Origin of the sequence: Luteibacter anthropi, assembly GCF_023699965.1 — a bacterium.
Classification (GTDB): domain Bacteria; phylum Pseudomonadota; class Gammaproteobacteria; order Xanthomonadales; family Rhodanobacteraceae; genus Luteibacter; species Luteibacter anthropi.
The window spans coordinates 2,763,878-2,776,412 of the sequence record NZ_CP077072.1 but is presented as its reverse complement, the minus strand read 5'-3'; the positions used below and the strand labels follow the sequence as shown (position 1 = coordinate 2,776,412).

10 protein-coding genes are annotated in these 12,535 nt (G+C 66.4%); 7 read left to right on the top strand and 3 right to left on the bottom strand.

Features of this window, described 5'->3' with window-relative positions:
* Positions 1-2: 2 nt before the first annotated feature.
* Positions 3-425 carry a DNA polymerase III subunit chi gene (locus tag KR767_RS12165; RefSeq protein ID WP_166947781.1) on the bottom strand — a complete coding sequence of 141 codons (423 nt, stop codon included), beginning with the start codon at positions 423-425 and terminating at the stop codon, positions 3-5.
* 10 nt (positions 426-435) lie between these two features.
* Entirely contained in the window at positions 436-1,926 is a 1,491-nt protein-coding gene (locus KR767_RS12160) for a leucyl aminopeptidase (RefSeq protein WP_250876496.1), read from the bottom strand.
* A 97-nt stretch (positions 1,927-2,023) separates the two neighbouring features.
* On the opposite strand from KR767_RS12160, the gene lptF reads away from it, so the two are divergent.
* Both lptF and lptG read left to right on the top strand, forming a co-directional pair.
* Positions 2,024-3,127, top strand: a complete 1,104-nt coding sequence (gene lptF, locus KR767_RS12155; protein WP_166947777.1) for an LPS export ABC transporter permease LptF — start codon at positions 2,024-2,026, stop codon at positions 3,125-3,127.
* Positions 3,124-4,221 carry an LPS export ABC transporter permease LptG gene (lptG, locus tag KR767_RS12150; protein WP_166947775.1) on the top strand — a complete coding sequence of 366 codons (1,098 nt, stop codon included), beginning with the start codon at positions 3,124-3,126 and terminating at the stop codon, positions 4,219-4,221. Before lptF ends, lptG begins: the two co-directional genes overlap by 4 nt.
* A gap of 33 nt (positions 4,222-4,254) precedes the next feature.
* Here lptG and KR767_RS12145 read toward each other — a convergent pair whose 3' ends face one another.
* On the bottom strand, positions 4,255-7,719 hold the full coding sequence (locus tag KR767_RS12145; protein WP_250876495.1) for a hybrid sensor histidine kinase/response regulator: 3,465 nt from the start codon (positions 7,717-7,719) through the stop codon (positions 4,255-4,257).
* A gap of 133 nt (positions 7,720-7,852) precedes the next feature.
* On the opposite strand from KR767_RS12145, the gene KR767_RS12140 reads away from it, so the two are divergent.
* The 5 genes from KR767_RS12140 to KR767_RS12120 all read left to right on the top strand — a co-directional run bounded on the left by KR767_RS12140 (position 7,853) and on the right by KR767_RS12120 (position 12,513).
* On the top strand, positions 7,853-9,307 hold the full coding sequence (locus tag KR767_RS12140; protein ID WP_250876494.1) for a GTPase: 1,455 nt from the start codon (positions 7,853-7,855) through the stop codon (positions 9,305-9,307).
* Between the two features lie 106 nt (positions 9,308-9,413).
* Positions 9,414-10,040, top strand: coding sequence for a YceI family protein (locus tag KR767_RS12135; protein ID WP_250876493.1), 627 nt, complete (start codon positions 9,414-9,416; stop codon positions 10,038-10,040).
* Positions 10,024-10,608, top strand: coding sequence for a cytochrome b (locus KR767_RS12130; protein ID WP_250876492.1), 585 nt, complete (start codon positions 10,024-10,026; stop codon positions 10,606-10,608). Before KR767_RS12135 ends, KR767_RS12130 begins: the two co-directional genes overlap by 17 nt.
* Positions 10,605-11,165 carry a YceI family protein gene (locus KR767_RS12125; RefSeq protein ID WP_208392502.1) on the top strand — a complete coding sequence of 187 codons (561 nt, stop codon included), beginning with the start codon at positions 10,605-10,607 and terminating at the stop codon, positions 11,163-11,165. Before KR767_RS12130 ends, KR767_RS12125 begins: the two co-directional genes overlap by 4 nt.
* Positions 11,166-11,172: 7 nt before the next feature.
* Positions 11,173-12,513 carry a GTP-binding protein gene (locus KR767_RS12120; protein WP_250876491.1) on the top strand — a complete coding sequence of 447 codons (1,341 nt, stop codon included), beginning with the start codon at positions 11,173-11,175 and terminating at the stop codon, positions 12,511-12,513.
* Positions 12,514-12,535 lie beyond the last annotated feature (22 nt).

The window sequence follows — 12,535 nt, the reverse complement described above, 5'->3', positions numbered from 1 at the left end:
TGCTACATATCGTGCTTGTTCACCTCGAACCCGCCGCGCTTGTACTCCGTCCAGCGCGTTCGCGAGCCTTCGCGTTCTGCCGGGTCGGCAGCCACTACTTCCAGCACCCGTTCGAAGACTCCCGGCGCGCATACATCACGCAGGTTGATCACCATGGGGCGATCCGGCGTGTCGACGCCGGGGGGCACGATGAGCACGGCGATATTGCCGTCATCTTCGTCACCAGCCAGCTGGTGCGGGACATAGGCATCTTCGTCGAAGTCCCACAGGCGCTCGTCGATGGCCTCGGCCTGTTCGAAGTCGCGCGTGAGGATCAGCGTGGGCTTCTGGGCCGCGAACGCGCGCTTGGCGAGTTCGCAGACCAGCAGGATCGGATCCTCACGGAACCGCGGTTTGTCGATCAGGTAGAAGTCGGCGCGCGGCATCGGGCGACGATCAGCCTGCCGCTACGCGGTCGAGCAACCACTGGGTCAGCAGCGGCACCGGGCGGCCCGTGGCCAGACCCTTGCGGCCTTCGTCCCATGCCGTGCCGGCGATATCCAGATGCGCCCAGCGACGGCCCTCGGTGAAGCGGGCCAGGAAGCAGCCGGCCGTGATGGCACCGGCATACTTGCCGCCGATGTTCGCCACGTCGGCGAACACGGAGTCGAGCTGGCTCTGGTAGTCGTCCCACAGCGGCAGGCGCCAGGCACGGTCGAGAGTGGTCTCACCGGCCGAGAGCAGTTCGGCCGAGAGGGTTTCGTCCTTGGTCATCAGGCCGCTGGCGTGCTTGCCCAGGGCGACCACGCAGGCACCGGTGAGGGTGGCGGCGTCGATGATGGTGTGCGGGTCGAAGCGCTTGCCCGTGTAGGTGAGCGCATCGCAGAGGATCAGGCGGCCTTCGGCATCGGTGTTGAGCACTTCGATGGTGATGCCGGCAAGGCTGGTGAGCACGTCGCCCGGGCGGTAGCTGTCACCGTCCGGCATGTTCTCGACGGCCGGCACCACGCAGACCAGGTTCACCGGCAGCTTCAGGCGCACGGCAGACACGAAGGCGCCCAGCACGCCGGCCGCACCGCCCATGTCGAATTTCATTTCTTCCATGCCCGGGCCGGGCTTGAGGCTGATGCCGCCGGTGTCGAAGGTGATGCCCTTGCCGACGAAGGCGTAGGGGCGGTCGCCCTCCTTGCCGCCGTTCCACTGCAGGATAACCAGGTGCGGCGGGTTGGCCGAGCCGCGGCCCACGGCGAGCAGGGAGCCGAAGCCCTCGCGTTCCATGTCGTCGCGCTCGAGCACTTCGCAGGTGACGCCGTCGGTGGCATCGGCGAAGGCGCGGGCCTGCTTGGCGATGTAGGCCGGGTTGCAGATGTTCGGGGGCAGGTTGGCCAGCTCGCGGGCATAACGCACGCCCTCGGCAATGGCGCGTGCCTCGGTGAGGCCGTGCTCGGCGTCGGCCGGGGCCACGATGGTGACCGAGGTCAGCTCCGGCTGGGCCTTGTCGCGAGGCTTCACGGTGGCCGTGTAGCGGTAAGCGGCGTGGTCGATGGCGAGGGCGCCGACGCGCACGCGCCAGGCGGCGTCGCGGCCCGGGACCTCGATCTCGGCCAGCCAGCTGACGGCCTCGGCGACGGGCAGGCGGCCGATGGCACGGGCCGCTTCCAGGGTGACGCGCTGGTAGCGGGCGGCGTCGAAGCCCTTCTGGGCGCCGAGACCCACGATGAGCACGCGGGCGGCGGCAACACCGGCCGGCTGCAGCAGGGTGACGACGTTGCCGACCTTGCCGGTGACGTCGCCGGCTTCCACCAGGCGCTTGATGGCGCCGTTGGCGGCCGTATCGATGCGCGCGGCGGCGCTGGTGAGGATGCCGCCTTCGTAGACACCGACCACCGCCACGGGGGTCGTGGTGGTTTCGGGAGCGTTGGAACCGAGGCTGAACTGAACCGTCATAGCAAACTGCCTTGCGAAAGCCCGCCGGGGCCCGGACAGGCTAGACTAAAGGATTGCCGGCCAGGACTGACGCGGCACGAACCGCCAATTCTACCAAATGCTCAGCATCCTAGACCGCTATTTCCTGCGTGAACTTGCCTACGGCGTCATTGCGACGGCCGTCGTGCTGCTGGTGATCTTCGCCGGCGGTGCGTTTGCGACCGTCCTGCAGAAGGTCGCCAACGGCAGTATCCAGCCCAGCGTGATGTTCGAGGTGCTGGGGCTGCAGATGGTCGACCTGCTCTCCACCCTGCTGCCGATGGCCGCCTTCCTGGGCACCCTGATCGCCTTGGGCCGCATGTACCGCGAGAGCGAAATGCACGTGCTGGCCTCATCGGGCATGGGCCCGCGCGGCATGCTGCGCCCGGTCATCATGCTGACGGTGGTGGCCACCCTCGTCGTGGGCACGGTGTCCCTCTGGCTGGGTCCGTGGTCCGCCCGCAAGGCCGACCAGGTCATCGCCGTGGCCAACAAGTCCGTCATCGCTGCGGGCCTGGACGCCGGGCGCTTCACCGAACTGCCCGGCAAGGGCGGCATCATCTTCGTGGATGCCCTGAGCCGCGACGGCACGGTACTGGGCAAGACCTTCCTTGCCTCCGACCATGTCGACAGCCAGGGCCGCACCTCTGTGCGCGTGGTCAACGCAAAGAGCGGCCGCATGTATCAGGAAGCCGACGGGCAAAACCGCTTCCTCGCCCTCTACGACGGCTGGCAGTATGAAATTCCGCTGGGCACCGACAACTGGCGCCGCATGAAGTACGAGCGCAACGACGCCTCGCTGTCGAGCATCGCCGACGATGACGACGAAGATCCGGCGCACGAACTCACCACGCCGGCCCTGTTCAAGGCGACCGACGCCGACGCGCTCGGCGAACTGGTGTCCCGTTTCGCGGCCCCCGTGAGCACCCTGGTGCTCATGATGATGGTGCTGCCCATGTCTCGGCAGGCGCCGCGTGATGCCCGCTACGGCCGCCTGCTCGTGGCCGTGCTGGCTTACTTCCTCTACGTGATCTGGCAGCTGATCGCCCGCGCCCAGATCATCAAGGAACGCCTGCACACACCCATACCTATCTGGGTGCTGCACATCATCGTGTTCGCCATCGCGGCCTGGGTGTTCTGGCGACAAAACTCGCCGCGCCGCGCGAAGGAGGCCACCCGATGAGCGTCCTTACGATCAAGCGCGCCGACCGGCTCATCGGCGTGAGTGTACTGGGCACCCTGCTGCTGGTGTGGCTGGTACTGACGGGCTTCGACGCCCTCACCCAGTTCGTGCGCCAGCTCGGCAACATCGGCAAGAACGGCTTCACGCTGTACGACGCCATCGCCTATATCGCGCTGACGATTCCCCGTCGCCTGTACCAGATGTTCAGCAATGCGGCCCTCATCGGCGGCCTGCTGGGCCTGGGCAGCCTCGCGGCCACGGGCGAGCTCACGGCACTGCGCGCGGCCGGCATGTCCAAGCTTCGCATCGCCGCTTCGGCGGCCGGCGTCATCGCCGTGATGACCTTCGCCGTGGTGGTCATGGGCGAAACCGCCGGCCCTTACGGCGACCAGCATGCGCAGGCCATCCAGGTCCGCATGCGTTCGAGCAACCTGGGTGCCACCAGCAGTGGCCTGTGGGCACGCGATGCCGGCAAGATCATCAACGCCAAATCCGCCATCGCCGTGCAGGATGGCGATCGCACTACCGTGAAACTGGTGGACGTACGCGTGTTCACCTTCACGCCGGAAGGCCAGGTGCAGGAGTTCTCGCACGGCGACAGCGCGATCCACGATGGCAACAAGTGGATCATGTCCAACGTGCGCACCACCACGATCGACGATGCCGCCGTGCATGCCACGCAGCAGCCCACGCAGACCTGGACCTCCCACCTCAACCCGCACGTGCTTGAGCAGTCGGTGATCCATCCCGAATACCTGTCCATGGCCGATCTGCGCCGCAATATGCGCTATCTGGAAGCCAACGGACAGAATCCCGGGGCGTATGCGGTGGCCTTCTGGGGCCGCGCCCTGTTCGCCCTCAATACGCTGGTGCTGGTGCTTTGCGCCATGCCCTTTGCGTTTGGCTCGCTGCGTTCCGGTGGCTTCGGCAAGCGCCTGTTCATCGGCGTGCTGCTGGCCATCGGCTGGTACTTCCTGCAGGGCGCCATGGTCAACTTCGGTACCGTGTACGGCTTGCCGCCGCTACTTGCCAATCTGTTGCCTACGTCCATCCTGGTGGTCGGCGCGATAGCGTATTTCCGACGATTCGGCTGAGCCGCGGGCGTCCGGGAGGACGCCCGTACGTCGTCAGTGCGCCAGCGTGTCGAGCACCGCATCAAGATCGGCGCCGGTCATGGGCTTGCGCACCAGTGCATCCATGCCCGCCTCGCGAATGGCCGCCGTTTCATCACCCTCCGAGCGGGCCGTGACTGCCACGATAGGCAGGCCCGACAGGTGTTCGAGCCGGCGCACCATCCGCGCCACCTGAAACCCATCGACCAGCGGCAGGTCGAGATCCAGCAACAGCACATCGAAAGCGGCCCGGGATAGCTCCGTCATGGCACACAGGCCGTCGCCCACTACCGTGACGTCATAGCCGCGCTGGCGCAGCAGGCCGAGCATGACGTCGGCCACCATCGGATCGTCTTCCACCACCAGCAACCGCTGCTCCCGCATGGGCGCGGGGTGCGCCGCGACCATCGGTGCGAAGTCCGAAGGGCAGGCTTCCAGCGGCAGGCGCACCGTGAAAGCGCTTCCACGCCCCACTTCGCTGTCCACGGCAATGCTTCCACCCATCAGCACGCACAGCTCGTGGCAGATCGCGAGCCCCAGGCCTGACCCTTCGCCGCGCTGAGGCGAGCCACCTTGCGAGAAGCGCGAGAAGAGGCGCGTCTTCAGTTCGTCGGGCATGCCCGGCCCGGTGTCCTTCACGATGAGCACCAGTGCGGCGCACTCCCACGCGATGTGTATCGACACGCCGCCACGCTCGGTGAATTTCACCGCATTGTTGACGAGGTTCTGCAGTATCTGGCGCAGGCGCACGGGGTCGCCACGCACGGCCTCCGGCACATCCACGTCCACCGCCGCCGAGAGCGACAACTGCTTGCGGCATGCATTGGCCGAGGCCAGGGCCACCACTTCGTCGGCCAGCGGGCGCACCGGCACGGCCTCGGATTCGAGGATCAGCTGGCGGGATTCGATACGACTGATATCCAGGGCATCGTTGATGAGCCGCAGCAACGTGGTTCCCGACCGTCGCACGGCTTCGACATAGGAGCGCTGCGTATCATCCAGGGATGTCTGCGCCATCAGTTCCGCCATGCCAAGGACGCCGGTCATGGGCGTTCGGATCTCGTGACCCAGCGTCGCCATGAATTCGGTCTTCGCCGAGTTCGCCTGTTCGGCAAGCTGGCGCTCCTGCTCGGCAAGCTTCAGCCGCATCGTCTGCCGTACCCGTCGTCGCGTGCCGTGTACGACAAGGGCGACGATCAGGGCAATCATCGATGCATAGGCGGCCCAGGCCCACCAGCGCAACCAGGGCGGCGCATCAACCTGCAAACGCAGGGGCACCATCGACGCACCACCGAAACGATCGCGTTCAGCACCGGCGATCAGCAGGCGATAACTTCCGGGCGCCAGCACGCCGAAACGATACGTGCCTTCCGTACCCGTAATTGTCCGGCTCGCTCCGCTTTCATGCTCAAGATTGAGTTCAAGCCGGTTTCGTTCGGGATCCACGTAGGAAAGGGCCCGGGCGCGGATTTCCAGATCCCTGTCGCTCCAGTCGATGTGCAGCACCTCATCGGTGGCTGGCAGCGGCTGGCGCGCGCCGTCGCGCATCACGCTGGCACCCAGCACGACGATGGATGGCCGATGGGAGTGGTCACGCTGCCGGTCAGGACGAAAGCCGACGACACCGCCCAGGGTGGCGCCGTACATGGTTCCGTCGGCGAGCTGCACTGTGACGGCATTGGTGAATTCACCCGTAGCCAGTCCGTCGGCCAGCCCGAAACGTCGGAACACGCCGGGATCGGGATCAAAACGCCATACCCCTGTCTGGCCGTACAACCACAGGCGGCCAGCGATGTCGCGCCGGATGTTGAGGATGTCATGAGCCGGAAATCCTTCCGCGCCGCCGATGCTGCGATCGAGGGTGGCGTGATTGTCGGCCCAGGTGTAGTGCTCCATCACCTCGGGACGCACGACCCAGAATCCTTCGTCGCCAGGCTCGAATGCATTGATGCGGCCCGGCGCCACGCCGGTGACCGGACGCATCTTTCCCGTTGCATGATCGCGCCGGGACAGGCCCGCCACGCTGGCCTGCCACAGCTCACCTTCGACGATGTCCATCTGTCGCGTGTCCAGTACGCCACGACACGGGGTGTCAAAGGGAACGGCCGTCACCGACGCGGTCCGGGGATCGACCAGGAAAAGCCCCTGCCCCATCGCTGCCACGTAGACCCGGCCGTCCGGTGATGGACTCATCGCCACGACCGGCCGGTGGATCTGCTGCCTTGCAACGGGACGCACGCGACCGTGACTGGCCTGGGAGAGGCCATCGACCGTGCCGATGAGCAGGTCGTCCTGCGCCGTTTCCAGCAGTGACTGGATACGGGAGGGCCCGATGTCGAACCCAGAGGAAGTCTTGCCTGTCGCCGGATCGAAGGCCCGGATCCAGCCGCGATAGCCGCCGACCCACAATGACGATTCGCGGCGTGACGCAACGGCCGTGACCGCACGCGCGGGCAGGCTGTCCGCATCCGTCGCCACATGGGTGAAGCGCGTGAAGTCTTCCCAGCCCGGGCCCAGATAGGACAGGCCGCCGTCGAGCAACCCGAACCAGAGGCCATGTTCGTCGTCTTCCATCATGCTGCGGACACTGCGGCCAGGCAGGCCGCCCGAGGCAACCCATGCCCCACGGATCGTATTCAGCCGCCCGTGGCGATCCAGCATGCTGAGGCCATCGATGGTCGCCACCCACAGGTTGCCGTGACTGTCGGCCAGCGAACCGAACGTGAGTGCCGCCGGAAACCGTGTATCGCGACGCAGGCGGCTGTCGACGCCTGCACGGAAAATGCCCTTGTCGGTGGAAAACAGCAGATCACCCGGACGGCCGTCGATATGCATCACGGTGGGAGCGGTGTCGTCGGCGAAATGCACGCGGATCAGCCGGCCACGGGGATCGATGGCATCCACGCCGCCCGAGCTGCCGATCCACAGGAATCCATCGTCTGTGGCGTGCAGCGCATGGATGGAGGACGAACTCAGCGTGTCCGACGTGGTGCTGTGATGCTCGACGACGCCACTGGAAAGAATGCGGTCGAGCCCGCCCGAGGTGCCCACCCAGACCGAACCATCGAGCGTCTGGGCGATGGAGCGCACGTCGTCGTCGGCCAGCCCGTCACGCCACTGGACGAACGAACCGCTGAGCGGATCGTATCGCCCCACTCCAAAGCCGCTCCCACCGATCCAGACACGATCGTCGCGGTCGATCATCATCGTGACCGCCCCGCCGACGGCCAGGGAATGCTCGGCTTCACCGCCGATCCGTGGCACGGAAAACTCCACGCCGTCGAAGCGTACGAGACCCGCGGAGGTGGCGATCCAGATGAAGCCCTTGGAGTCCTGGGCGACCGCCTGTACATGGCTGCCAGGCAGGCCTTCCAGCAGGCCGTAATTGCGGAACTGTGGCGTGGGCACCGGAGGCAACGGCGTGCCTGCCTGGGCCCTGGCGACGATGAACGCCGCGAATACGAGAATCCATCTCGCCATGCATGTGTATGGCATTACCACTCTTCCCATCGATCAGCATCATCATCACACGCCGATACGGACGCCAAGAGTCGGCCATGGACGGGGCTGCGCGTAGGCGCAAGCTGACACGCTTGGCCTTAAGATGGCCGGCATGTCACGTCGATTCCGCCTCCTGGTCGCCGCCATCGGCATCACCGCCCTCGCATGGCTGTTGCTGGCCACGCTCGAGCGCGCGCTTTCGATGGCCCAGCGGTTCATGACGTTGCCTCTCGGCATCCGCTGGCTGATCGGTGTGGTGCTGGCGATTATCGCGGCAGGCAGTCTCATCGCCGGGCTGTACTGGTTACGTCCGAGGAAACCGCGCCCACAGGCCAAGGCGCCCAACCGGTTGTCCCTCGAGGAACGGATCGAAGGCCTGCGCGGGCGTGACGTCAATGTTGAGACCCTTCTGAGCGAGCTGACAGAACTTGACCGGCGTCAGCTTTCCGGCCGCATCCACCTGGCCGTGTTCGGCGAGATTTCCGTCGGCAAATCGGCCCTCATCTCGGCGCTGGTTCCCGGCGCCCCCGCCCGCAGCGACGCACGCGGCGGCACGACGCGCGAAGTCACCCTTTATGAAGGCAGTTCACCCGACGGACAGGAGTGGGTGGTGGCGGATGTCCCCGGCTCGGCCGAGGCCGGGGGCGAGGCCCATGAACGCCTGGCCCGTGACGAAGCGCTGCGGGCACACGCCGTGGTGTATGTATGTGCCGGCGACCTCACCCGCAGCCAGGCAGAAGAACTTCACTGGCTCGGCTACTTCGGCAAGCCCCTGGTCGTCGCCGTCAACAAGGCCGACCAGTGGACCACGACAGAACGCGACGCCATCCTGGTCCGCGTCCGCGAACATGCCGACGGCATGCCGGACGCGGTGGTCGCCACCAGCGCCGGTGGCGAGGAGCGCTTCACGCGCCGCCTGCCCGATGGTTCGGCGGAAGATGTCCGCCGTCAGAGAAAACCCGACATCGACGCCCTGCGTGAAGCCATTGAACGCCTTGCAAGGCAAGGTGCCGACGGCCTCGAAGCCCAGCGTGCCAACGCCGTGCTGGCCGGGTTGCACGAGCGCACCACCGAAAGCGAATCGGCATTCCGCACGGCCGAGGCCGAACGCATCGTCACCCGCTACTCGCGCCGGGCCATCGTGGGTGCAATGGCCGCCGTGGCCCCGGGTACCGACCTGATCGTCCAGGGCGCACTCGCTGCCGGACTGGTCCGTGACCTCGCAAGGCTCTACGAGGTCACGGTGGGCGACATCGAGATCGAAGCGCTGCTGCGCGAGGCGCGCATGACTGTGCGCACCGGCACTACTGTCGTCCTAGCCATTGCCGGCAACGGGCTCAAGGCATTTCCGGGCCTGGGCACCCTGGGCGGCGGCGTGCTTCACGCCATTGCCTACGCCCTCATTTTTGACAGCCTCGGTCACGCGCTGGCGGCCACCCTGGCCGAGCGGGGCCGGCTCGATGGCGAGGAAGCCGGCCAGAAACTGCGTGCCTTGCTTGCCGATGGCAGCGCTTCAAGGCTGCAACGGCTCACCGAACTCACCCGTGAGGTCTTGCGGGATCGCTGAGGTGAACAATGCGTTCGCCGCGAACGTGCTGACAAGGCCCCTGCGGTGGGCGAAACTGCCCTTCACCGGCCGCAAGGCGGCCCTTTCCGGAGCAGGCCCTCCCCGCATGCGTTACGCGCGATACCTTCTCCCCGCCGTGCTGGCCGTGGTTTCGTTTGCGGCTTTTGCCGAGCCGCAGACGTACCGCCTCGATCCGGTGCACAGCCAGGTCGTCTTCAACGTGGACCACAACGGCTATTCGCGTTCGTTCGGCCGCCTGCGCGTCACCGAAGGCACCCTCCGGTTCGACCCCGACAACTGGGCCGCCTCGTCCGTCGACGCCACCATCGACACCACCTCGGTGGACATGGGTGACGCCAGCTGGGACAAGGCCGTGCGCGGCAGCAGCCTGCTCGATACCGGCCACGCCCCCACGGCCCGCTTCACCAGTGAGTCGGTGGAAAAGCGTGGCGACAGCGACGGCATCGTCCACGGCAAGCTGACCCTGCGCGGCGTGACCCTGCCTCTCGATATTCCGTTCCGGGTGAACCGCATCGGTCGCACCATCTACGGCCTGCACACCGTCGCCGGATTCTCGGCCCGGGTGTCGCTCGACCGCACGGCCTACGGCATGAAGTCCAACCTCAACTCAATCGGCACCGATGTCTCCGTCTGGCTGGAGATCGAAGCCATCCGCGGCGGCGATGCCCGCTCCACCTCCGACAAGGAAACCTCCGATGCCCCTGCGCAGTGAACCCAGCCGCTGGGGCGCCGTCGCCAAGACCTTCCACTGGGTCACGGCGCTGCTGATCCTAGGCAACGGTGCCTTCGCCTTCTGGATGGACGGCCTCAAGCCGTCGATGCAGAAGATCAACATGTTTGCCCTGCACAAGTCGATCGGCCTTACCGTGCTGGCACTGTTCCTGCTGCGCCTGCTATGGCGTGCCATGGACCGCCGGCCGGCGGAAGACGCCGCACCGCGCTGGCAGCAGCTCGCCGCGCACGCCGTGCATGGCCTGCTTTACCTGCTCATCGTCGCCATTCCGCTCTCGGGCTGGGCGTTCAATTCCGCGCACGGTTTCCCGTTGCAGTACTTCAAGCAGTTCAACCTGCCGGCGCTGTTCGAGAAGAACGACGAGCTTTCGCAGACGCTGGGCACCGTGCACGTATACCTGTTCTGGTTCCTTCTTCTCGTGCTCGTCGCACATATCGGCGGCGCACTGAAGCACCATCTCATCGATCGTGACGACACCTTGCGCCGCATGCTGCCCTTCGGCCGCCCGCGTCGGAGCACCCCCACCCCTCCCGGAGATACGCCATGACTTCGTCCATCCGCCGCCTGACTGCGCTCGCCGTCGCCCTGGCGCTCCCCTTCGCAGCTTCCGCTGCGAACTACAAGGTTGCCCCCGGCAGCGTCCTGGGCTTCAGCAGCAAGTTCCAGGGCCAGCAGTTCGACGGCTCGTTCGGCAAGTTCGACGCCGCCATCAGCTATGACCCGGCCAACCTCGCCACCTCGAAATTCGACGTAACAGTCGACGTCGCCACGGCGAAGACCGGCGACAACGATCGTGACGGCGCGCTGCCCGGCCCGGATTTCTTCGATGCCAAGAAGTTCGCCACCGCGCACTATGTCACCACCGGCTTCACCAAGGATGCCAAGGGTGACGTCATTGCCAACGGCAACCTCACCCTCCATGGCGTCACCAAGCCGGTGCAGCTCAAGGTGGTGTTCAAGCCCAGCGCCGGTGGTGCAAGCCTCGCGGTGTCCGGCACGGTGAAGCGCCTGGACTTCGGCGTGGGCAGCGGCGACTACAAGGACACCTCGGTCATTCCGAACGAGGTAGAGGTCAACGGCAACCTGAACCTGCAGCCGAAGTAATCACCGCATGGCGGGATTCCGCGAGCGACTGCGTGGCCTCACCGACCGTTTCCGCCGTCCGTCATCCTCCGGGGTGACGGACGAACGCGGAGGCGCCGTGGCGGTGAGCCTGCGTGGCCTGCTCGACGATCCCTCGATCCCGGCCGACGTCCGCGCGGCGATGGCCGGCGATTTCCGTCGCGTGGAGCACATGCTCGACCGTCTGGAGAACGAAGAACTGCACGTCGCCGTGTTCGGCCGCGTGTCGGCGGGTAAATCCGCGCTGGGCAATGCCCTGCTCGGGCGCGATGCCTTCGTCGTAGGCGTATTGCACGGAACCACGACGGAAGCCGATGCGGCGAAGCTCGACGAAGCCAGCAACGCAGGCCTCGTGCTGATCGACACACCGGGCATCAACGAACTCGGTGGCGAAGATCGCGAAAAACTCGCCTTTGAAGTGGCGGAAGTCAGCGACCTCATCGTCTTCGTCGCCGACGGCGATCTTACCCGTGAAGAACGCGACGCCTTGCGCACGCTGGCCAGCACGCGACGGCCGCTGCTGCTGGTGCTCAACAAGGCCGACCGTTATTCGGACGACGAACGCGATGGCCTCATCGAGCGACTGCGCGAACACGCCGAGGGTCTCGTCCGTCGCGAAGATGTGCTCGCGGTAGCTGCCCGGCCGGCCGCGCGCGATGTCGTGGAAGTCGATAACCAGGGCAACGAACGGCGCATTTCCGAAGAAGTCGCCCCCGATGTCGCCGCACTGAAGTCACGGCTGCTCGCCATCGCCGAACGCGAAGGCAAGGCCCTGTCGGCCATCAATGCCGGCCTGTTCGCCGGCCGCCTCACCGACCAGGTCACGGCGCGCATCGCCGCGACGCGTCGTGAAGTCGCCAGCGGGGTCATCCGCCAGTACTGCATCGCCAAGGCCGTCGCCGTGGCGCTCAATCCCATCCCGGTAGCCGACCTGCTGCTGGCCGGCGGCCTGGATGCCGCCATGGTCGTGCAGTTGAGCCGGGTATACGGCCTACCCCTCACCCGCAGTGAATCGGGCCGCCTCGTCGCCGTCATCAGTACCCAGCTGGCCGCGCTCATGGGCGCCGTCTGGGGTATGCAGCTGGCGGCTTCCGCGTTGAAGGGGCTGAGCGGCGGGCTGTCGGTGGTGGTCACCGCTGCCGCGCAAGGGGCGCTGGGCTGGTATGCCACCGTACTCATCGGCCGCGCCGCCGAGCACTATCTGGTCGCCGGCAAATCCTGGGGCGAGCACGGCGCCAAGCGCGCCGTAGCCGATATCGTGGCCGGCCTCGACCGCGATTCGATCCTTCGCGAAGCACGCGAGGAAATCCTGAAGCGCCTCCACAAATAACCCGCCCCCTGTAGGAGCGCGC